Source organism: Jeotgalicoccus coquinae (assembly GCF_014207425.1).
GTDB lineage: Bacteria > Bacillota > Bacilli > Staphylococcales > Salinicoccaceae > Jeotgalicoccus > Jeotgalicoccus coquinae.
The window spans coordinates 898,112-920,247 of record NZ_JACHFF010000001.1 but is presented as its reverse complement, the minus strand read 5'-3'; the positions used below and the strand labels follow the sequence as shown (position 1 = coordinate 920,247).

Sequence of the window (22,136 nt, the reverse complement as noted above, 5' to 3'; positions counted from 1 at the left end):
AGAATAAATTCTTTTAAATTATGCCTGGTTTTCTGAATTTTTTATGGAGCAGCGCACTTGTTCCAACAACGACCGCAAGACCGATTACAACACCTGCCAGCACGTCTGTCGGGTAGTGTACGCCAAGGTATACGCGGGATGATGAAATCATCAGAATAAACGTTGCGCACACCGTCATTAACAATGCTTTATTATTTAAATCTGTATGTTTAATTATCGTCCCGAGCGATCCGAAGAATATCGTCGAGCCCATCGCGTGTCCGCTCGGGAAACTGAATCCCGAAATTTCAATCAGGCGGAGCATTGACGGACGCTCGCGGTCGAATGAATTTTTTAAGACCGGAATTAAAATACTTGATGCAATCATTGAAATCAAAATAAACAATGTGTGAATTTTTAATTTGTACAGCATCAGAATCGAAATCAGAATAAGTGACATTATAATCATCGACAGTACTTCGCCGAGCTGAGTAAATCCGAGCATCAGTGCTGTTGTGATAAAACTTTCGGATGCATATATAAATTCATAAACTTCACGGTCGATCCACCGGCCGAGCCTCGATTCATGAAAGATGGCAATCACGCCGAATATTAAAGTGAAGACGAGAAATAAAGACATCTTCTTGCTTCTGCTCACTCAGACGCCTCCCCAATCAGTTTATCAACAAGTTCGCCCGGGTTAAAGCCGTGTTTAAACTGCGTCATTTTATATGTGATGTCACTGTAATTCGTGTCGATATAATCGAGCTTCTCATATAAGTTTTCAAGGTTTAAGTTTTCTTCTTTAAGGACTTCGGCATATCCCTGCTTGTTAAAGTGCTTGGCATTTTGAATCTGATCGCCGCGGCTCTGATCGAGACCGAGGGGAATTAAAACCATTGGTTTTTTCGCCAGAAGCAGTTCAAATATTGCATTCGAACCGCTGCGTGAAATGACGATATCGCTTATTGCAAGCAGATCTGCAAGTTCGTCGCCGACGAATTCAAACTGTTTGTAGCCGGCACTCTTAATTTTATTATTCGCATTGCCCTTACCTGTTAAGTGAATAACCTGATACTTTTCTGTCAGCGTATCGATATTGCCGTGAACGAACTCGTTAATTTTTTTCGCACCAAGTGAGCCGCCCATAACAATCAGTACAGGTTTGCCGGAATTAAATCCTGTTAACGCGTACCCCCGCTTGTGTTTGCCTTTCAGCAGCTCGGGACGAATGACCGGACCGAGGTATTCAGCTTTGGCATCCGTGAATTTTTCCGCCGTTGCTTCAAAAGTCGTGAATACTTTCGTTGCGAACTTGCTCGCAATGCGGTTCGCAAGTCCCGGAGTCAGATCCGACTCGTGAATGTATACCGGGACATCTTTTGCAGCTGCAGCGAGTACAACCGGTACCGAGACGAAACCGCCTTTTGAAAAGACGAATAACGGTTTCTCGCGTTTTAAAATCTTCTTCGCATCCGTGACGCCTTTAACCACTTTGAAAATATCCTTTAAATTTTCAAACGATAAATAACGGCGCAGCTTGCCGCTCGAAATTTCATGATAAGGAATATCCATTTTTGAAATGATATCTTTCTCTATACCCTTTTTCGAACCAATGTAATGCGGCTCAATATTTTTATTCTGAAATTCAGGAATTAGAAGCTTGTTCAGCATGACATGACCGACTGTTCCGCCGCCTGTCAGCATGACTTTTTTATTTTCTGAAACCATAAGCGCCCTCCATAATACTTATTGACTTTACTTTAAACTATTTACAAATTGTCTACAACAAAAAATTCCGTACAAAGATATTCTGTACGGAATTTGATGTCTTACTCTTCTTCGTTTTCTTCGTCATTGTTTAAATTCTGTTCATCTTCAATGACCGGCGGAATATGCGGTGCATTATCGCGTGCTTTCTGTTCAATTTCCTTAATTGACATGTCGCTGTTAATATAATCGATTAAATAATTCAGCTGTGCATCGTTGTCGTTAATCTGTTCGCGGATGTCGGACAGCATACCAGTCGTCGTTTCGCCTGTTACAATGCCGTCAGCTTCGAGATTTTTATCCGTCTGATAAGCCGTTACAGCCTGAGTCAGTCCGGCATCAAAGTTATCGTCGAACTTCGTAATGTCGTAGCCGAGCTCGTCGAGTGCGACTTTAATAGACAGTACTTTTTCATTCGTCTGACCTTCTGCGAAAACTTCATCTTCAGTCAGCAGCTGGATACGGTAGTAATCAGGATTGATTAATTCAATGTCCGGTGCAATACCCTCATCCTGCACCCATGTCTTATCAGGTGTCAGCCATTTAGTATTAGTGTATTTCAGCATCGAGTTGTCTTTAAACTCACTCGTACGCTGAACAACACCTTTACCGAATGACGTTGTACCTGCGATCGTAACATCTGTTAAATCATCGAGTGCACCTGCGAATACTTCAGAAGCACTTGCAGATCCTTCGTTAATTAAGATGTACACCTCGTCGAATGATTCGGTATTCGGGTTTTTCTCGCTTTCAGTTACAATTTCCTGCTGAGCGCCTGTATTATCTTCAAGATACAGTGCAGCAGTGTCCGGTTCGATAAACTGATTAATGAGTGTTACTGCTTCGTTTAGCAGGCCGCCCGGATTGTAACGGAAGTCGACGATGAGTTCTTTAACATCGTCTTCGGCAGCCTGATCGATAAACTTGCTGAACTCGTCAGTAGTACCCTGCTGGAATCTGTTGACGCTGATATGTCCGACACCGTCGACTTTTTCATATGTCACGCTGTCGATATGAATCGTATCACGTGTAATCGCAATATCAGACGGACTGCCGCCGCCGCGCTGAATTGTCAGGACGACATTAGTACCCTTTTCACCGCGGATCAGCTGTACAGCCTCCGTCGTCGTCATGCCTTCCAGTGATTCACCGTCAACTGCAAGAATCTGGTCGCCCGGCTCAATGCCCGCCTGTTCTGCAGGAGAACCTTTCATCGGACTGGAAATAATAATCTTACTGCCTTCCTGCATGACTTCGGCACCGATTCCTTCGAAGTCTCCTGTAATACTCTCTTCGAATTCACCTGTTTCGTCGATATTCATGTACTCACTGTATGGATCTTCAAGTCCTTCGACCATACCTTTAATCGAAGATTCAATCAGCGCATCAGAATCGACGTCCTCGTAGTAATTTTCAGTGAGCGTATCATACACGCTGTACAGTTTCGCAAATTCGGTACGTGTATCCGTTCCGACGTTGACTGCACGTTCCTGATTATTTGATATTGAAATTGCTGTTATTACCACACTGGCTATAATCGTCGTTAAAATAATGACGATAAACCAGAATATATTCATTTGAACGGACCGGAGTTTCGGCTGAACGTTCTTGTCATTGTTTTCTTCGCTCAAGATATGCACCCAATTTCTACCTATGTATTACTCATATATTATCAGTTTACCCGCTTAAAGAAAAGAAAAGAACAGTGAAATCACTGTTCTTCAATAATTACTGTATTATTTTCCGACAAACGGTACTGCTGCATCAAGTGCAACTTCAATCATATCGTTGAAAGTAGTCTGTCTTTCTTCTGCTGTCGTAACCTCTCCTGTAATCAGGTGGTCAGAAATTGTCAGAATAGCCAATGCACGTGCATTGTACTCTTCAGCAATTGTAAACAGGGCTGCAGATTCCATTTCAACTGCAAGCACACCGTAATCTGCAAGCTGTTTAGTATCTGTCTTCGTATCGTAGAATGAGTCAGCTGTGTAGACGTTTCCGACTTTCACATCAAGACCGCGCTTTTGTGCTTCGTTGTAGCTTGCAAGAAGCAGGTCGAAGTTCGAAGTCGGGGCATAACTCACGTTGCCGAATAATTTGTTGTTCTGGTAAGAGTCCGTAGTCGCACTTTGTGCGATAACAACGTCGCGGACTTTAACTTCTTCTTTTAACGCACCGGCAGTACCGACACGGATTAAGTTTTTAACGCCGTATTCACGCATAAGTTCGTGAATGTAAATAGAAATTGACGGCACACCCATACCAGTGCCCTGAACTGAAATTCTCTTGCCTTTATAAGTACCTGTGTAACCGAACATGTTGCGGACTTCGTTGTAGCACACAATGTCTTCCAAAAATGTTTCGGCAATGTACTTCGCACGCAGGGGATCCCCCGGCAGTAAAATAGTGTCGGCGATATCGCCCTGTTTTGCATTAATATGAATACTCATATTTTCATCTCCTCTAAGATTGTAGCCATTCTGTGTAATTTGAAAAACTTTCATCAAACGTATCTAATGATATATTAAGATACGGGTTCTTTTCAAGATAATCTGAGATTTCATCGTAATTATTTGAGTATTTAGGGAAAGACATGTCATCAGCGATATGATCTGCGAGATTGCCAATGTCTGTTTTTGTCCCGAGCTGTGTCTTCATATATTGATAATATGGACGCTCTTTCATGCTACTCCTCTGAATCCAGAATCTTGACGTATTCACCGTAACCTTCTTTTTCAAGGTCGCTTTTCGGAATAAAATCAAGAGCTGCAGAGTTAATGCAGTATCTCAGCCCGCCAAGCTCCTGCGGTCCGTCAGGGAAAACGTGACCTAAATGAGAGTCCGAATCAGCACTCCGGACTTCCGTACGGCGCATACCGAATGATGTATCCACGTGTTCTGATACATCTTCTTCCGACATGGACTTCGCAAAGCTCGGCCAGCCGCATGAAGAATCGAATTTATCTTTAGACGTAAACAGCGGCTTGCCGCTCAGTTTATCGACGTAAATCCCCTCTTCGAAATGTTTCCAGTACTCGTTTTCAAATGGTGCTTCCGTCGCGTCTTCTTTCATAACCTGTCTTTCAAGTTCTGTTAATTCACTTATATCTTTTCGTGCCATTATTTTTCACCCCATACATTTTCTACGAATCCTTTACGTCCGGATCCTTTGTAATACGCATTGTAATGTCCTGTATTCTTCTTGTAGAAGTCCTGATGCTCATCTTCTGCTTCATAGAAGTTTTTATACGGCAGTACCGGTGTGTTGATCGGTGCCGGGAAAATGTTCGCTTCGTCGAGTTCTTTAATTAAATCAAGCGCCGTCTGATGCTGCGCTTCATCGTGGTAAAACACGGCCGGCATATACTGCGGTCCGCGGTCACCGAACTGTCCGCCGATATCAGTCGGGTCGAATGTCTTGAAGAAAATTTCAAGCAGTTCGCGGTAGCTCATAACCTCTTCGTCGAATTCAATCTGCACAGCTTCGATATGTCCTGATGTTCCTGTTGAAACTTCAGCGTATGTTGGATTGGGTTTATCACCGTTCGAATAACCTGAAACGATATTTTTGACGCCGTCCCACTGGTCAAACGGTTTGATTAAACACCAGAAACATCCGCCTGCTAAAGTTGCTGTTGCCATAAATAAATTCCTCCTAGAAATTGTTGTTAACTGAAAAATACCATGCATCGTTTTCGTAGTCTATTTTATCGGCTTGAAGTGCCACGCCGAAATACTGTTCAAACAGCGACATGTCGATGACAATCGCCCGTTCACTCCCGCTCATTGCAATGCCTTCCGGCAGCTCAACAAGCTTTCTGAGCGCTGTATACAGTGCATCTTCCGACAGAGGCAGTCCGGCCAGATTCAAATCTGTTAAGTGAATAATGATGCTGTTGTCATTCACTGAAGGTTCGCCGGAAATGCTCGAGTTTATGGAAAAACCGAGCACTGTCTGCTCGATATCAACATCGATGCCTGCAGTATTAATGTTAACAGTAAACTCGTCATATGGAATATTGTCATTGATCAGTGTTTCCACCGTGCTGTTCGTTAAGATGAACTCAAGTTCCCGCGGTTTTGCAGCGGGATCGTTCCCGTCGGTCTGTTTATAAGACTGATTGAAGAACGAAGAAACAATTACGACAACCGCAATATTTACCGCAAGCAGCACAAAGAAAAGAATCATCCATACATTCTTTTTCATACGCTACAGCTCTCTTGTCAGGTGCAGGAAACGGTGCGGATAGCGGTTTTTATCGTCTATCGTGCCGTCGTCGCTTGATTCCACCGTCCACTCATTCAAATCGTAGTCCGGGAAAAATGTGTCGCCTGCAAACTGCTCGTCAATTACTGTAATATACATTTCGTCGACCAGATGCATCGTCTGATTGTAAATTGTACTCCCGCCGAAGATAAATACTTTGCCCGGGAGATCTTTAATTTCGTCAATCGAATGAATGACATCGATACCTTCAGCTGTAAAGTCTGTATTTGCCGTTAAAACGACGTTTCTGCGGTTTGGCAGCGGGCGGCCGAGCGTTTCGTAGGTCTTCCGTCCCATAACTATTGTATTCCCTGTAGTCAGCTTTTTTAATCCTTTTAAGTCGGCCGGCAGACTCCAGGGCATATCGCCGTTAAAACCGATAACGTTCTGTTTTGCGTGTGCAACTATTAATGAAACCATCATTGTCCTCCTATACTGCAATCGGTGCTTTGATTGCCGGGTGGGATTCGTAGCCTTCTATTTCAAAGTCTTCATATTCAAGTTCGAACATCGATTTGTCCGAGTTGATTTTAAGTACCGGCGGCGCATAGCCTGTACGTGAGAGCTGCGTGTTTACCGCATCGAAGTGGTTTGAGTAAATATGCGCATCACCGATCGTGTGCACAAACTCCCCTGCTTCAAGGCCGCATTCACGTGCAACGAGAGCGAGCAGCAGTGCGTAGCTTGCAATGTTAAACGGTATTCCGAGGAATATGTCTCCGCTCCGCTGGTACAGCTGCAGGCTTAATTTACCGTCTGCAACGTAAAACTGGAACAGTGTATGACACGGCGGCAGTGCCATCGTCTCAATTTCAGCAGGGTTCCATGCGCTCACGATGTGGCGCCTTGAGTCCGGTTTATTTTTAATGCCGTCGATTAAGTTTGCAATCTGGTCAATTGCTTCGCCGTCCGGTCCGATCCAGTGACGCCACTGTTTACCGTAGACGTTGCCGAGTGTGCCGTATTTTTTACTGAAATCATCGTTATTCAGCACTTTTTCTTTAAAGGCTTTCATTTCAGCTTTGTACTGTTCATTAAACTCGTCATCAGCCAGGGCGCGGTGTCCGAAGTCTGTCATATCGGGACCGGTGTAATCTTCCGATTCGATATATTTTTTAAACGCCCATTCGTTCCAAATATTGTTGTTGTATTCGAGCAGATATTTAATATTCGTATCACCGCGGAGAAACCAGATTAACTCTGTTGCAACGAGTTTAAAAGAAACCTTTTTGGTCGTTAAAAGCGGGAATCCTTCACTTAGATCAAAACGCATCTGATGACCGAAGACAGATTTCGTGCCTGTATTCGTACGGTCTGTTTTGACTGTACCTGTATCTAAGACGCGGTTCATCAGCCCGTGATAGGCATTATCAAATGAATTCATTAAAATCACCCTTTTCTTTTATTATGTAGTTCTATATAATTAGTATTAATAAGACGAGAAAATAATTGTGATCGGAGTGTTCATAATGGAAATTTTATTCACAATCGGTTTAACTTTACTTGCAGGCTACATGATTACTATGTGCATCTACGAGTAATATATATTTATGAAAAAAGGAAAGGGTGAGCCCTTTCCTTTTTTATTTTGCACAATATTCGTCAAAATCTGCTTTCAGATCCATCATAATGTCTTCAATACTTCTGTTCTCAATATTTTCGCGTGCTGTAAATGACACGAGCTTGCCGCCTTTAAATAAAGCGAATGACGGACTTGAAGGTGCAGCATCAATATATTCACGCATTGCAGCAGTCGCCGGACGTTCCTGTCCTGCGAATACAGTTGCCAGACGGTCCGGTTTCACCGGATTCTGGTTCGTTACTGTGACTGCAGCAGGTCTTGCAAGCCCCGCCGCACAGCCGCATACGCTGTTGATGACGACGAATGTCGTGTCATCTTCTTTTACATCTTTCATAAAGTCATGGACACCTTCCGGTGTCGTTAACTCTTCAAAGTCGTAATTTGTCAGTTCCTGCCTCATAGGTTCTGCAATTTCTCTCATATATGCCTGATATGCATCCATGTTATCGCTCCCTGTTCTGCATTTGTTTCCATACGCTGCCGAGTGCATCTTCGCCCTGTTCGATACGGGCAACAGCCATCTCAATCTGCAGTCGTACATCGTACTGCGGATCATTCTGATGCGCCTTCAGTACTTCGAGACTCGATTCGTCTCCGGATTCGTATATAAACATTGCTGCACGCCAGCGGACGATCGGGCTTTTATCGCCGAGTGCTTTATGCATATCCGGCAACCCTTCTTTAAAACCTAAATCGCTGTATGCATCGGCTGCTGTCCGTCTGACCGGTATTGCACGATCTTCCATCGCAATCTTTAAATACTTCAGTGTTTCCGGCACTTCAATCATGGCTAAAAGGCTGACGCTCATGCGTCTCACCTGCAGCTTATCGTCGTGAAGCGCGTATTCGAGTAACGGGTAATCGCTCTCGTCCGGTGTATCAAAATGATTCAGCATATAAAGGCGCGCTTTCCAGTCCTCTGTATTTTTGAACTCATCGATAGATACTTTAAAGTATTTCATCGGTGCTGGCTGCACGCGGTTTTTCGCTTCTTCGACGATACCGTTCAGCGTATCTTCCGGGTAAAGTGCTTCGATTTCCTCAATCACTTCCGTAAATACGTCGTCCGGTGAGCCGTAGCGGGTACTCAGCGTTTCCCATCTGCGGTCAAAAATAATATTATCTTCAGGCAGTGTTGCATCTGTAACGGCTTCAGTAAAACGCGCCGGCAGTTCGCGGCGGTGTTCCGTACCGTCATTTAACTTGACCTGATAAGGGATTCCTTTAAACATGAGCACCTGAGTGTTCACTTCACCAAAGTTTGACTCAGGTGTCAGCCTTTTTTTACTTCACCAAAATCACCGTCATTGAAAGTTGCTTCAATTTTAGGAATTAAAGTTTCCCAGTCTGTTTTAGTACTTTTATCTACAGAGATAAAGTCAAGTGCGTGGAAGACGCTTGTGACATCTTCCAGCTCAAGAACACGTGCGATGAATGCAGGTGTGTCTTCTGTCACTTCTTTATAAGTAGAAGATCTCATTTCTTCTTTTGTTTCACTTACAGTGATTTTCATAGTATTCGGGCTTGGTGTCGGTTCAATTCTTACGATATCCATAGTGGTGGTGCCTCCAGTATTATAGTTTATTGCCGTACATTTTCATTTCTATTCCAACAGAACATTCTGTAATGCAGAATGAATGTGCGCTGGATTTTGATCCCTCGGTCCTGTTCACTTCTTTTAACAGACATCCTCTGCAGTATGTGCGTTCGAGACGGTTAATTTTATCAAGGACTTTCGTATCCATTATCATACCTCATTACTTTAAATTGCAAAACAGCCAAATCGGCTAATTACTGTTTAAATTTTTGCGTTCTTTATACAAACGGTCTTTTGCCATTTTGTCGGCACCGCGGTTATTTTTTCTCGGTGTATGAGTAATTATAAACATATCGAGCGCGTTTGTTAAAGGAAGTACTCTGTTGTAGTAAGATTTAAAAACTTTATTTTTCACGTGTTGTTTATCGAATGTATCGACGATGATTTTAGAGTCTGTGTACACGATCACTGATTTGATGCCGAGCTCAGCCGCCTTATTCAGTGCAAACTCAAGTGTCGCCCACTCCGCTTCATGGTTATCCATTTCACCGAGCATAACAGACTCTTCATAATTTACAGCACCGTCTTTAATAATGACTCCGCCGCACGCAAGCTTCGGCTTTAAACCTGCTGCCGCGTCGATATATACTTTGGCCATTTACATCACCCTAAATTTAAAGTTGATAAATACTTCTCGGCGAGACGAAGGTCATGATGCTGCAGTACGCTGTTCACATGGTTAATATCGAGATTGTGCGCACTCTTGTCCATCAGGCTGTCGAGCTTGATCGGGACATCTGTAATAATTTTAGCAAGACGCTGTGACATGCGGAGAGATTCCATGTCGTTGTTAATCTTCTCCTGCATTTTTGGTGTCAGCGTATCGAGGTTGTCGAGCAGCGTTTCAACCGAACCGTGAGTCCGGATCAGTTTCAATGCTGTCTTCTCCCCGATACCGGTAACACCTGAATAGCCGTCACTGGCATCGCCCATCAATGCTTTCACATCGATAAACTGTTCCGGTGTAATACCGTACTGGTCGTTAAACGCCTGGAAATCATAGTAGTGATATTCCGTATAGCCTTTTTTAGTCAGCCAGATTCTGTTCGTCTGATTAATCAGCTGCAGGAGGTCGCGGTCTCCGCTGACAATCGTCAGGTTGTCCACGTGCTGTGCGACTGTACCAATCACATCATCCGCTTCATAGCCTGCAATGCCATCCTGATAAAAACCGATATCGTGCATGACATCTTTAATCATGTCGAACTGCGGCACCATTTCTTCAGGCGGCGCCACACGGTTCGCTTTATATCCTTCATACCATTCGTTCCGCACCGACTTCGAACCCATATCCCATGCGATAATCACATTATCCGGTTTAGTCAGTTCGAGCAGTTTGAACGTATGTCTCAGCATGCCCTGAACACCATTCGTCGGGAGTTCCCTGTTATTGTACATAAACTGATTGCTGAAACTCGTCGCGTAAAAGTGTCTGAACAGTAATGCCATGCCGTCTATTATTAAAGTATGCTGTGTCAAAAAGTTCCCTCCATTGTTATAAAGCGATGTCACTCACTGCCTTAAGCAGCGCTGCATCTTCATCGTAGTCCATACGTGATATTTCTTTAGGCTCTTCTGTCAGTGCCGCGGTAATATCATTGCGGTCCGCTTCAAGCTCGTTATCGAGGAGCGCCGTATAGTTTTCGGCAAGCTCTTCCATCCGGGCCTTTAACGCACCCTGATCAATTGAACCGACCAGTGTCCGGGACAACTCTAAAAGTGTGTCTCTGTAATTTTGAGTCTTGCTGCGGTTCTGATAAAGCATCTTATCAAACGGTTTAAGCACTGCTTCGTCTATAGTCACTTCAGGTTCCGGCGCTTTCACACTCTTAACTGACAGTGTACCCGGTGTCCCTGACAGTGCAAGACGTTCGTTAAACTGTGTAATCATCTGCAGTGTCTTCTGATCCGCCTGACGGTATACCGCGTTAAAGGCAATACTCGTCTCCAGCGTCAGGAAGTCCTCAATATTACGAACGATAATTGACAGGTTGTTCTTCATGTAGTGCTTGTCGCGCATTACAGAAACTGTCAGAAGTCCTTTTAAGTGATCGTATAACTGAAGCTCGAGACGTTTTTTCAGATATGTGAGTATAATGTCGATTTCCTGCTTCAGCGGCTCATTAATACTCTCTGCTTTAATACCGTCTATATCCGTTAACAGATTTTTTCTTAACGCAAGAAGCTTTCTGCGTTCTTCCCCATTATCTTCAAACTGGCGTATATTACTCTCCAGTGTATTAATCAGCTGATTGCGTGTTTCCTTCAGCGTCTTATACTGCACATTCCCCGACTGCTGGTCTGCAATCGTCATAATTTCGTTCTGTGCCGTATTGAAGTAATCGTCCCCTTCATCCAGTGCACGTTTACTCGATACAGGATACAGGACATGTTTAATATGCATCGTGTTCAGTGCATTTTGCATATAGTCGAGTACTTTTTCTTTATCCGCTTCAGACTTCATTAAGTCCACTGCGTTAATAATAAAAATAATCGGGAAGTCTTTTCCTTTCAGCGACTGGATATACTGCAGGAACGTTTCATCCGAACGCGAGAAGACATGGTTATAGTACGATACGTAAATAATCATATCGCTCTCTGTAATAATGTCTCTCGTCTCCGACGTATGACGGGCGTTAATCGAGTTGATCCCCGGTGAGTCGACAAGTGTATAGGAACTGGTCATATCATTATCGAGTGACACGTTCGCCTTATGAATAAATGTAGAGTCTTTATCATTACTGATCATCTCTATTAATTCATTGGTATCGATACTGACTGTCCGGCCAAGCTCATCTTTATACTTGTCGTAGTTTTCGAGTATTCCGGCAAGAAGGGGTTTATACGTCTCATCGGCTTTGGCGATGTTTTTATTAATCCACTTCTTATAACCGTCTGCCTTATCGTGAGTTTCCCCCGACAGTGTGTTAAGCGTCTCTGTTAAATCCGCTTCATCTTTATAGACGACTGTACTTGTTTCATCATTGTTGATTTCCGTAATCGTTGCCGTCGTCGGGTTCGGACTCGTCGTTAAGTACTTGTCTCCCATAAGCGCATTAATGAACGTCGTCTTCCCTGCACTGAATCCGCCGAACACACTGATATTCGCTTTGCCGTTATCAATCCGTCCGAGCTTGTCCGTAATCAGGCGTTTATAGTCCGAATAGCGCGGTGACGATCCGAGCAACTCCGCGAGTTCTCTGAACGGTGTTAAATTCATGCCGCCTTCATTGTTAACCATAAACTCGTTATGTCTACTTTCAACCGCTTCAGCATGATTGTCTTCATCGTAGGATAAAGTAATCTCTTCCAGCAGATTGAGCTTATCGATTTCGTCATCCATATGAATATAAAAATGACGGTAATTCTGTGTATCCAGTGATTCAATCAGTTCGAGCAGTTCCTTCGCTTTAATATACAGGGCCTTCTCCGCCGTGAGCGTCGTCTGTGCTTTGACTTCACCGGTATCTTCCTGTGTCAGCCCGGCCATATGCAGGACACTCAGTTCCGATACTTCTTTCGTGAGTGCCGCTTTCAGTTTGTCGAAGTAGTTTGTTATATACGTCTGGTTCAGTGACGTTATTTTCTCATCCCCGAGGAATGCATTATCCCATTCGAATTTAAACGGCTCACCGATTAAGCCGAGCGACTGAAAGAAGCTGTTAATGTTCGCATTAATCTCTGTATGTATGACAGGCTGTATTGCACTGTCCGTTGCCGAGAGCGCTTCATCGAGCATCGCCTGTTCTTTTTTCTTTTTGCCGAACAGTCCGCCTGCTTTCTTCTCGCCAGCCATGACTTTTAAATATTCCGTAATCGCATCTTTAACCTGGTGCGGGAATAAGTAGCTGTCTTTAACAAGTTTCTTCACCGATTCCTTAACGTGCGTTTTTAATTCCTCTTCGTCACTCCGGAGATGATTAATTTCCGCTTTGTTAATTTCGTTGTTTAAATATTCGATCCGTTCCTCTGCTCTTTCAATCGTCAGTGCATTATCGAGCTGCAGTCCGCCTGTCAGTTCTTCCAGTTCATCACGCAGATATTCAAGCTGTTTATCTTCTATATTTTTCGTAATACGCGCGTCGTACGAAACTTCGAGTTCTTCACGGCCTTCTTCCTTCGCCTGAATGAATGCCTTCAGCTCGTCTATACGGTTGTACGGCGACTCATAGATAGATGTTGTGAATAAATGCTCCGGATGAATGTTCCAGTTCGAGAGCGTGCGTTTAACGCGGTTTAAGAAGGTGTCCATCGTAATCTCGCGGTCATCATGCTTATCGATCTGGTTAATAATCAGGACGAGCGGAATATCGAGGCCTGCAATTTCTTTTAACAGCGTCAGGTTATGTTCGCTCTCCACGTGGTTGTACTCCACCGTAAAGAATATTAAATCACTGTTCAGTAAAAAGCGGTTGGCTGATTCTTCGTGGCTGTCCGTATTGGAATCCACTCCCGGTGTATCCTGGAAAACCGTATTGTTCTGATAGTCGTCCGACTTTATGTCCATTGTAATCGCCTGAATATCCATATCTTTTGTATTCAGCGATTTCAGTTCGTCGTAGTTATCCAGCACCGCGTACTGATACTGGTTAATGAATGCCTGAATTCCTTTTTTGTCACCGATCTGCACCGACACGGTATTGCTCGTCGTCGGTACCGGCGATGACGGCAGGATGTCCTGATTAAGCAAATAGTTAATCAGGCTCGATTTCCCCGCCGAGTAATGGCCGATAAATGAAAATACCAGCTGTTCGTTATACGTTTTCTGAATGGCATGGTCAATTTGCGATACGAGTGTATCGTTATCGGATTTAAGAATTTCTTTTTTTAATTTATACAGCGTATTAAGCGTCTGTCTGTTTTCCCCTTGTGATGACAACTATTCTTTCACTCCCCAGTATTGGTAGAACGTCGTTTCGATATAGCCGTTAAACAGCTTTCTGCGTTTCGTTGCTTTTTTGCCGACGATTTCTTCAAACTCTTTGCTCGATGTCATTAAGTAGACGTTCAGTGTCGGGTGGTCATCCATCAGCTGTCCGATTTTACCGTACATCGACTCTACTGCTTTCGCCTCACCGATACGTTCCCCGTACGGCGGGTTTGTTACTATCTGTGCATTTTTATCAAGCGCGTTTAAATCGTGCACATCGAGCGTGCTGAATTCAATATCGCTCTCAAGGCCGACTTCTTCCGCATTTTTAATCGCGATGTCGATCATGCCCGGTTCGATGTCTGTTGCATAAATTTTAACTTCTTTGTCGTAGTCTGCTGCATTCTCGCACTCTGTACGGACTTCAGTCCACAGCTCTTCCGGAATAATGTCCCATGACTCACTGTCGAATGAACGGTTTGAGCCCGGCGCGATATTACGTGCGATCATTGCCGCTTCAAGTGCAATTGTCCCGGAGCCTGTGAATGGATCATACAGTGTGTTCTCTCCTGTATAGTTCGCAAGCTTCAGCATTGCTGCAGCAAGTGTCTCTTTAATCGGTGCATCACCCTGTGCGAGTCTGTAACCGCGTTTGTGCAGTGCGTCACCACTCGTATCGACAGTAAGAATTGCTCTGTCTTTTAAAATATTAATATCGATTTTGTAGCGGGGGCCGTCTTCAGGCAGTTTCCCTGTCATGCTGAACGCATCTTTTAAATGTTCAACGATGGCTTTTTTCGTTATACGCTGTACGTCCGGCACACTGTACAGTGTCGACTTGTGGGAGCGTCCTGTTACCGGGAATTCTGCATTCGGTCCGAGTATGTCAGACAGCGGCAACGCTTTGACCGCTTCAAACAGCTCATCGAATGTCTTCACTGTAAAGTCGCCGAGAACGATTCTGATACGGTCGACTGTACGGAGTTTCAAGTTTGTTTCAACGATTGTACGTTCGTCACCTTCGAAGTAGACGCGGCCGTTTTCCAGTTCTGTTTCAAGGCCGAGCGATTTGATTTCATCCGATACGACACGTTCAAGTCCCATCGGTGTGTTGACTATAAATTTAAAGTTCATAAGTAAGAAGCTCCTAAAGTTTGATTTGTTACTATTATAGTATGAATATATACATAAAAAAAGCTCTCCATCAAAGTGGAGAGCTTTTTCTCTAGTCCGGTTTCTCTATAAGCCATGTTCTGTCCCGCTGTGCTGCTGACGTGCACTAGTATACACTCGCACATTGGTGATAATCATCTGTCTATATTAAATGAATAATATCTCTCCGCCAGTTGAATTCCTGTTGGAAAGTGCTCCTACCTAATTTGGATTGCTCACTCGAGGGGTTTACCGCGTTCCACCTTCGTCATTTCTTCAGAAGCTCGTTTCTGTGGCACTTTTAAAGCTACTCTATTCGTATGCGTAAGCACTTAGAATATTTCGCAGCCGTCAAGATATAAAATATCATTGCCCAGACTTATTGTTTCGTCTGGCACGAACACTACAATCATCTCAGACTGTGTGAGCATGGACTTTCCTCTATGCAGTCGTGCTGCATAGCGATTATCCGAGTTACCGTCTTTTTATTTTAAAAACTCTTAAAATACATATTAAATCATGTTACTGCTTTTTTGCATTGCCAAAAACCTGCTTCTCTAGACTCGACAGACGTTTTAATATATCAATCTGCTGACTCTGTCCGCTGCCGCCCTGAGTGCGTGTGTTTGTTGCCACGCGGATGCGGAGGTCTTCAACTTCCTTTTTTAAACGTGCATTTTCTTCTTCCAGCTTTTTAATGTTGTTGTTCATGTCTGCCATCTTCTGATAATCACTGATAACGTCGTCAAGAAAACTATCTACTTCTATCGGTTTAAAACCTCTTAGTGATTTTTCGAATTCTTTCTCGAATATATCTTTTGCAGACAGCTTTAGCGTATAGTCACTCATACTTACACCTCTTAACTATCATATCTGTCATTAATGAAATCATTAATATCATCAAATTGTATTCTTTCAATATTATAATGACTTTTCTCATTTAATTCAAGCATTAGGCTGTATATATATTTTAAATTTGTTTCCGTCTCACTGTCGTAGACGATCAGCCCGTAATCGGTATTGGATGTGATGAACTGATTAATGGCTTTAAACATACCGGGATCAGCGTATTCCCTGTCAAATATAAACTGATGGAAGTCGGCGTGCTCCAGTATATTGTTTAAGTTAATTTTATCGGAATCGTTATACCGGTCGTCGAACTTATGGAACGGCTTCAGGACACCGAGCTTAATATCGTACTCTTCCTTTAACCCGATTATCTCATTGGCCGCATACATCTCTATGCCCGTATAGCCCTGAATGATAAACCACTCCGCCCCTTCTTCAGCGAGACTGATAATCCGCTGGCGCAGAAAATCGCGGAGAACTTTCACTTCAGGCTGCGTATCTTTAAAGATGCCGAGTTCGTAATGGCGGTATCCTGTTATAAATACTCTCACAGCAGTCCTTCCTCCCCTGCATGATTCACCCACATATTAATATATTTGAATTTTTCATGATACAGTCTTAAACTGAAGCGGGAGACGTGACAGCTCATTAACAGTTCCATCAGCTCGTCACTCATGACTTCCCTGATTGTTTCTGTCAGCCGGTCATCGGTCGGCATATGCTGCAGCTGATCTGCAAGCACTTTATACTTATTTAAAAACGGTTCGATTTCGGTTTTAAAATCAAACTCATAACCTGCTCTTGCCTTGTCATAGCGCCTGGCGATTTCATCGAGCATTTCGCGGTAATCGCTGTACGATGCATTTCTTGACAATTTGGACACACCACCTATAATAATGAAATGTTAATCAAACTCTAATTAATATATAATAATAAGTATATATAATAAAAGTTTGGAGTGCTAATTTAATGAAGTACCCACAGGGAGTCAAAAGAAACCAGGTAAATACACCGCGTGCCGATAAAGAGATTAACTACGGTCAGCGGGGCATGACACTGGAAAAGGATCTCGATAAGACGAATCAGTTTTATCTGGATACGAAGCGGGCCATCATTCATAAGAAGCCCACACCGGTACAGATTGTCAATGTTGATTATCCGTCACGGAAAAAAGCTAAAATAACGGAAGCCTACTTTAAAGTTCCATCGACAAGTGACTATAATGGACTGTATAAAGGAAGATACATCGATTTTGAAGCGAAGGAAACACGCAATAAGACACGCTTCCCTTTTATAAACATACATGCGCACCAGGTCGAGCATATGCGCGCCTGCCATAACCAGGGCGGCATCGTCTTCATTATAGTTAAGTTTACTGTTCACGATGAAGTCTATCTTTATCCTTTTGAACATTTTGTTAAACACTGGGACGCTTATTTAGGGAATGGCAGAAAGTCCATAACCTATGCTGACATTAAGGCAGAGAGTATTTTACTACCAATCAAATACAATCCGCGTTATGATTATTTAGCTGCAGTTGACGAATTTTATTTTGAATAGGGAGAATATATATGGAATCGAATTTTAAAAGGAGTAAACAGTCTGATAAGAAACCCAAACAGAAAAAGCAGTCAAAATCCAAATCATCAATAATTAAAAAAGTGTTTTTATATGGTGCACTGCTTGCACTGGTTGGTCTTGTTATCGGTGCTGTACTGTTTGCGTATTACGCATCACAGGCGCCGGCTTTCAGTGATGAAAAGCTTAAGGACCCTGTTCCCGCTGAAATTTACGACAATAACGACGAGCTCGTGACCACCCTCTTCCAGGGGCAGAAACGGGAATATGTAAGTATCGAAGACGTACCTGAACAAATGTCCGACGCAGTACTTGCAATTGAGGATAACCGCTTTTACGATCACGGTGCGATTGACTTCTTCCGCTTAGGCGGTGCTGTCATCAGCAACTTTACAGACGGCTTTGCGTCACAGGGTGCAAGTACCATTACCCAGCAGGTCGTCAAACGTGCATTCCTTACAGAGGAACAGACAATCGAACGTAAAGCGCAGGAAGCTTATCTGTCCTACCGGTTGGAGCAGGAATATTCAAAAGACGACATTCTGGAGATGTACCTGAACAAGATTTATTACTCTGACGGTATATACGGTATCCGCACAGCAAGTCTATATTATTTTGATAAAGAACTTGCCGAGTTAAACATCGCGGAAAGTGCCTATCTCGCAGGGCTGTCGAATCTGCCGAACGTCTATAACTTATATGTAGACGCTGAAGCGGGTAAAAGCCGTACAGATACTGTGTTATACCAGATGCTCAATCACGGGAGAATTACACAGGCTGAATACGACGAAGCAATTCAGATCGATATTACGGATAACTTAGTACCGCGCGATGAAACAGAACGTGCATCGACGGAACAGGAAGATCCGGAATACGCATCCTACATTAATTACATTAAACGCGAACTGCAGAACCATGATGAGTTCCGCAACAGAGATGTATCAGAAGTATTATCCAGCGGCATTCAGATTTATACGAATATGGACTCCGGTGTCCAGTCATACTTACAAAACATGACGAACAACCGCAACTACTACTATAACGAGAAATTCCAGAGCGATGATTTCAATATCGCCTCGACAATACTCGATACAACGTCAGGCGGACTGGTAGCAATATCAGGCGGCCGCGACTATCAGGAAGTTGTCGACCAGAACTTATCACTCGTACAGCACAACGTCGGTTCTACAATGAAGCCGTTCCTCGCATACGGGCCGGCAATTGAGAACATGGAATGGGCAACGAATCAAACGATTCAGGATGAGCAGTCATACAATCCGAAAACAAGCCCGAACAACACAGTTTACAACTACGACAACCAGAGCCACGGCAACGTAACGATGCGTGACGCACTCCGTCAGAGCTTTAACGTCCCTGCAGTGAAAACATTCGAGCAGGTACAGGAAGAAGCGGGACAGAACGCACCGGAAGAATTTGCACGTGAAGTCGGACTGGACTACGCTACGAAAAACGAAGGCGACTACACACTGTCGTTTAACGACGTACTCGGCGGCGGCGAAACACGGTTCAGCCCGCTGCAGATGGCACAGGCTTATGCAACACTCGGCAACAACGGTGAATTCAATGAAGCACAGTCAATCCGTTACATCGTAACATCGGAAGGCGATAAAATTGAATTCGAAAACGAATCACACAGAGCAATGAAAGACTCAACAGCATTTATGCTGACAGATATGCTGAAAGACACATTCGAGAATCAGGGAAGCGCCGACTACATTCAGATGAACGGTCTGAACATTGCAGCGAAGACAGGGACTACTTCACTCGACACAAGCATACTTGAAGAAAACGACCTGCCGAACAACAGTGCGAAAGACGCGTGGATCGTCGGTTACACACCTGAATATACGATGAGTGTGTGGTCAGGATTCGATAACGCAACAGCAGGCTACTCGGAAGATAAAGTATTCGTCGGTACAGACGAGCACATTACACCGCAATGGTTCTTCAGAGACATCATGCAGTATATCAGCACATTCAACGGCCAAGACTTTGAACAGCCGGACAGCGTTGAACAAATCGACGGCGACGAATATGCAGTTGCCGGCGGCGGATTCTGGGGCAACGGCGGAAGCAACAACAATAACAACAGTAACAGCAACAATGAAAGCGGCGGCAGCACAGGCGGTGCCTGGAGCTGGGAATACAACGAAGACGGTGAAATAGAAACACAGGGCGACGTACCTGAAGGCGAACTGCCTGACGACGCCGACCTCGCTGAACCGGAAAGCGGCGGAGACGCAGCAGACGACAGCGACGACCCTGCACCGGAAGAAGACGCAGCTGAAGATGAGTCGTCATCATCATCTTCGGAAAGTTCATCGTCCTCCTCGTCGGAAAGTTCGAGCTTTGGAGCAGACTCCGGAAGCAGCTCGGCTGAAGATGAAGATCAGGCAGCAGACGAAGAATAATATATATGAAATTGGAACACCCCCGGTTAGTTATTGATCGGGGGTGTTTTTTTGTCTGTGGATATTGATGTACGTGTGTGGAAATTCATTTGTTGTGGGAATTGAGGCGGACTAATGTGTATTTGCGGCAATCTGTCTCATCTCAACAGGTAAAACGTGACAGATCAGATTATAACCTGCAAACTGTCTCATAATTGATATGAAAATGAGACAGTTCGTGTTAAAAGTCCGTATCCGTCTCGAAAAGCCCCTTATAATGGGACAGTTCGCAAATATATTAATCATCCGTCGCATTAATAGCTTTAAAATGAATCATGTTGTCAGGTTTTATAGGACTTATCACAGATTATGAGCAGGATCATAGATTTAAGACAGTTCTTGCACGTTTTACAGCACATTATGAGCAGGATTATAGATTTAAGACAGTTCTTGCACATTTTACAGCACATCATGAGCAGGATCATAGATTTAAGATAGTTCTTGCACGTTTTGCAGCACATTATGAGCAGGATCATAGATTTCGGGCAAATCCTGCTCATTTTCTATCTCTTTTTGTGCAAGCTTGTTATTTTAATTCGTCCCCTGTTCATTTACAGGTAATTAAGAAGCAAGGTAAAGCCGCAGAAACGAGCTTGCTCAATTCTCCTGATTAATTAAAAATAAATGGTGTTTATCAAAACGATAAAATCCTCATCGAAAGATTCTCGCATTCAATCAAAAAAACCGCACGCCCATGACAGGGAATGCGGCCAGCTATCTACATCTTAACTAATCCTTTTTTCAAGCGTTTCTGTCCTTCGCGGCATTCTGCCAATAATGGACATTCGTGACATTTCGGGTTTCGTGCCAGGCAGTGATAGCGTCCGAAGAAAATCAGCTGATGGTGTGTTTTGCTCCAGCGTTCAGCCGGAATTTTACGCATCAGCGTTTCTTCGACCTGCAGCGGCGAGTCTTTATATCGCGCAATCCCCAGCCGCTTGGATATACGTTCAACGTGAGTATCGACGGCGATTCTGGGTGTATCGAATGCTACTGACAGCACGACGTTCGCAGTCTTTCGCCCCACTCCGGCCAGCGACACCAGGTCATCGTAGTTCCCCGGAATTTCGCCGCCGTATTTATCGATTAAATCACGGCATAATTTCTGTATATTTTTAGCCTTCGTGCGGTACAATCCAATGGTTTTAATGTACTGTTCAATTTCTTCGACTTCCACTGCCAGATAGTCTTCCGGCGTTTTAAATCTCTTAAACAGGCCTTCTGTCACCCTGTTTACCCCGACGTCTGTCGTCTGTGCACTTAACAGCACGGCAATTGTCAGTTCAAACGGGTTTGTATAATTGAGTTCAGCTTCGGCGTCCGGAAACATTTCCGCGATGACGTCGATAAACTCCATCGTTTTTTTCTTACTTGTTGTCAAGTCGGCTACCTCCATCAAGCCATGATATGACAGGCAGGCCTGTCCCTTTCACCGGCTCGCTTTTCGACGTGCTGCTCAGTATACGCTCAACGTACTGCAGCGACGTAATATTGCTCTTATACGCGATATCCACCGCATCCTGAATCTGCTCCGGCTGATAGTTCGAATCGTTCATCCAGCTGTTCAGGCGCTGGTATTCGTTCGGGCTGATTGCCCTGCCGTACAGCTGCTCAATGTACTCAAACAGCTCGCGCAATGTTGATTCGTCTTTCACCGGCGCTTTTTCTTCCAGCATGATAAAATCCTCGAGCTTTGAGTAAAGCGGCTCAAAGTTATATGTTTCGGTATACTTTCCGTCGATCTCATGTGTATCGAGTTCCAGTAACCGTTCTTTTATCAGCGACTGGATTATATGCGTCAGTTCGGTCTCATTTAAAGTTGTTCCGCTCAGAAGTTCGCTGAAATCAAGGGGGGTGTTGTACGTGCGGTGACGTTCAAGCAGCTTGATTAATATAATAACCCCGCGTTCATCGAGACCGATTTCAGCGTAGTTATCCAGCAGAATTTTATTGACTGGAATAGTAATGTATTTCAAATAATCGTTAACCATATTTTTCCCTCCAACAATAGAATGGAGACA

26 protein-coding genes and 1 other RNA gene are annotated in these 22,136 nt (G+C 43.9%); 3 read left to right on the top strand and 24 right to left on the bottom strand.

Annotation, left to right across the window (positions count from 1 at the left end):
- Window positions 1-13 precede the first annotated feature (13 nt).
- The 22 genes from HNR41_RS04570 to HNR41_RS04470 form a co-directional block, all read right to left on the bottom strand.
- Window positions 14-637 carry a phosphatase PAP2 family protein gene (locus HNR41_RS04570; protein ID WP_184282164.1) on the bottom strand — a complete coding sequence of 208 codons (624 nt, stop codon included), beginning with the start codon at window positions 635-637 and terminating at the stop codon, window positions 14-16.
- The gene (gene murG / locus HNR41_RS04565) at window positions 634-1,710 is read right to left on the bottom strand and encodes an undecaprenyldiphospho-muramoylpentapeptide beta-N-acetylglucosaminyltransferase (protein WP_184282162.1); all 1,077 of its coding nucleotides are present in this window, start codon (window positions 1,708-1,710) and stop codon (window positions 634-636) included. Before murG ends, HNR41_RS04570 begins: the two co-directional genes overlap by 4 nt.
- Window positions 1,711-1,811: 101 nt before the next feature.
- A complete protein-coding gene (locus HNR41_RS04560) occupies window positions 1,812-3,389 on the bottom strand; it encodes a S41 family peptidase (protein ID WP_376698656.1) in 1,578 nt (525 codons plus the stop codon).
- Window positions 3,390-3,485: 96 nt separating this feature from the next.
- Window positions 3,486-4,199, bottom strand: coding sequence for a purine-nucleoside phosphorylase (gene deoD, locus HNR41_RS04555; RefSeq protein ID WP_184282158.1), 714 nt, complete (start codon window positions 4,197-4,199; stop codon window positions 3,486-3,488).
- Between the two features lie 13 nt (window positions 4,200-4,212).
- The gene (locus tag HNR41_RS04550; RefSeq protein ID WP_184282156.1) at window positions 4,213-4,434 is read right to left on the bottom strand and encodes a YozE family protein; all 222 of its coding nucleotides are present in this window, start codon (window positions 4,432-4,434) and stop codon (window positions 4,213-4,215) included.
- 1 nt (window position 4,435) lies between these two features.
- Window positions 4,436-4,870, bottom strand: coding sequence for a peptide-methionine (R)-S-oxide reductase MsrB (msrB, locus tag HNR41_RS04545; protein WP_184282154.1), 435 nt, complete (start codon window positions 4,868-4,870; stop codon window positions 4,436-4,438).
- Complete coding sequence (gene msrA, locus HNR41_RS04540) at window positions 4,870-5,391, bottom strand: peptide-methionine (S)-S-oxide reductase MsrA (RefSeq protein WP_184282153.1); 522 nt, start codon at window positions 5,389-5,391, stop codon at window positions 4,870-4,872. The genes msrB and msrA overlap by 1 nt, the downstream gene beginning before the upstream one ends.
- Before the next feature lie 13 nt (window positions 5,392-5,404).
- A complete protein-coding gene (locus tag HNR41_RS04535) occupies window positions 5,405-5,956 on the bottom strand; it encodes a DUF2140 family protein (protein ID WP_184282151.1) in 552 nt (183 codons plus the stop codon).
- Window positions 5,957-5,959: 3 nt separating this feature from the next.
- Entirely contained in the window at window positions 5,960-6,439 is a 480-nt protein-coding gene (locus tag HNR41_RS04530) for a dihydrofolate reductase (protein ID WP_184282149.1), read from the bottom strand.
- 7 nt (window positions 6,440-6,446) lie between these two features.
- The gene (locus HNR41_RS04525; protein ID WP_184282148.1) at window positions 6,447-7,400 is read right to left on the bottom strand and encodes a thymidylate synthase; all 954 of its coding nucleotides are present in this window, start codon (window positions 7,398-7,400) and stop codon (window positions 6,447-6,449) included.
- A 199-nt stretch (window positions 7,401-7,599) separates the two neighbouring features.
- Window positions 7,600-8,040, bottom strand: coding sequence for a BrxA/BrxB family bacilliredoxin (locus tag HNR41_RS04520; protein WP_184282146.1), 441 nt, complete (start codon window positions 8,038-8,040; stop codon window positions 7,600-7,602).
- A 1-nt stretch (window position 8,041) separates the two neighbouring features.
- Window positions 8,042-8,830: a virulence factor gene (locus HNR41_RS04515; RefSeq protein WP_260399573.1), complete on the bottom strand. Its 789-nt coding sequence runs from the start codon at window positions 8,828-8,830 to the stop codon at window positions 8,042-8,044.
- A 41-nt stretch (window positions 8,831-8,871) separates the two neighbouring features.
- Window positions 8,872-9,153, bottom strand: a complete 282-nt coding sequence (locus HNR41_RS11525; protein ID WP_260399572.1) for a NifU N-terminal domain-containing protein — start codon at window positions 9,151-9,153, stop codon at window positions 8,872-8,874.
- 19 nt (window positions 9,154-9,172) lie between these two features.
- Window positions 9,173-9,343, bottom strand: a complete 171-nt coding sequence (locus tag HNR41_RS04510) for a zinc-finger domain-containing protein (protein ID WP_184282144.1) — start codon at window positions 9,341-9,343, stop codon at window positions 9,173-9,175.
- Between the two features lie 42 nt (window positions 9,344-9,385).
- Window positions 9,386-9,793, bottom strand: a complete 408-nt coding sequence (locus HNR41_RS04505) for a ribonuclease HI family protein (protein ID WP_184282142.1) — start codon at window positions 9,791-9,793, stop codon at window positions 9,386-9,388.
- 5 nt (window positions 9,794-9,798) lie between these two features.
- Window positions 9,799-10,674: a 5'-3' exonuclease gene (locus HNR41_RS04500; protein WP_184282140.1), complete on the bottom strand. Its 876-nt coding sequence runs from the start codon at window positions 10,672-10,674 to the stop codon at window positions 9,799-9,801.
- 16 nt (window positions 10,675-10,690) lie between these two features.
- On the bottom strand, window positions 10,691-14,074 hold the full coding sequence (locus HNR41_RS04495) for a dynamin family protein (RefSeq protein ID WP_184282138.1): 3,384 nt from the start codon (window positions 14,072-14,074) through the stop codon (window positions 10,691-10,693).
- Window positions 14,075-15,199 (bottom strand): THUMP domain-containing class I SAM-dependent RNA methyltransferase, encoded by a 1,125-nt coding sequence (locus HNR41_RS04490; RefSeq protein ID WP_184282136.1) that lies wholly within the window; start codon window positions 15,197-15,199, stop codon window positions 14,075-14,077.
- A 103-nt stretch (window positions 15,200-15,302) separates the two neighbouring features.
- Window positions 15,303-15,694, bottom strand: an RNA gene (gene rnpB, locus HNR41_RS04485) — RNase P RNA component class B.
- Window positions 15,695-15,739: 45 nt separating this feature from the next.
- On the bottom strand, window positions 15,740-16,066 hold the full coding sequence (gene gpsB, locus HNR41_RS04480; protein WP_184282133.1) for a cell division regulator GpsB: 327 nt from the start codon (window positions 16,064-16,066) through the stop codon (window positions 15,740-15,742).
- Between the two features lie 11 nt (window positions 16,067-16,077).
- The gene (locus tag HNR41_RS04475; RefSeq protein ID WP_184282131.1) at window positions 16,078-16,617 is read right to left on the bottom strand and encodes an SLOG family protein; all 540 of its coding nucleotides are present in this window, start codon (window positions 16,615-16,617) and stop codon (window positions 16,078-16,080) included.
- Complete coding sequence (locus tag HNR41_RS04470; protein WP_184282129.1) at window positions 16,614-16,940, bottom strand: hypothetical protein; 327 nt, start codon at window positions 16,938-16,940, stop codon at window positions 16,614-16,616. Before HNR41_RS04470 ends, HNR41_RS04475 begins: the two co-directional genes overlap by 4 nt.
- Window positions 16,941-17,035: 95 nt before the next feature.
- Between HNR41_RS04470 and recU the strand changes: the two genes are divergently transcribed.
- The 3 genes from recU to HNR41_RS04455 all read left to right on the top strand — a co-directional run bounded on the left by recU (window position 17,036) and on the right by HNR41_RS04455 (window position 20,729).
- The gene (recU, locus tag HNR41_RS04465) at window positions 17,036-17,626 is read left to right on the top strand and encodes a Holliday junction resolvase RecU (RefSeq protein WP_184282128.1); all 591 of its coding nucleotides are present in this window, start codon (window positions 17,036-17,038) and stop codon (window positions 17,624-17,626) included.
- 11 nt (window positions 17,627-17,637) lie between these two features.
- A complete protein-coding gene (locus HNR41_RS04460) occupies window positions 17,638-20,076 on the top strand; it encodes a transglycosylase domain-containing protein (RefSeq protein ID WP_221432845.1) in 2,439 nt (812 codons plus the stop codon).
- 314 nt (window positions 20,077-20,390) lie between these two features.
- Window positions 20,391-20,729 carry a hypothetical protein gene (locus HNR41_RS04455; RefSeq protein ID WP_184282125.1) on the top strand — a complete coding sequence of 113 codons (339 nt, stop codon included), beginning with the start codon at window positions 20,391-20,393 and terminating at the stop codon, window positions 20,727-20,729.
- Between the two features lie 104 nt (window positions 20,730-20,833).
- On the opposite strand, the gene nth is transcribed toward HNR41_RS04455, so the two are convergent.
- Both nth and HNR41_RS04445 read right to left on the bottom strand, forming a co-directional pair.
- Complete coding sequence (nth, locus tag HNR41_RS04450; RefSeq protein WP_229714949.1) at window positions 20,834-21,472, bottom strand: endonuclease III; 639 nt, start codon at window positions 21,470-21,472, stop codon at window positions 20,834-20,836.
- A gap of 10 nt (window positions 21,473-21,482) precedes the next feature.
- Window positions 21,483-22,106 (bottom strand): DnaD domain-containing protein, encoded by a 624-nt coding sequence (locus tag HNR41_RS04445; protein WP_184282121.1) that lies wholly within the window; start codon window positions 22,104-22,106, stop codon window positions 21,483-21,485.
- Between the last annotated feature and the right edge of the window lie 30 nt (window positions 22,107-22,136).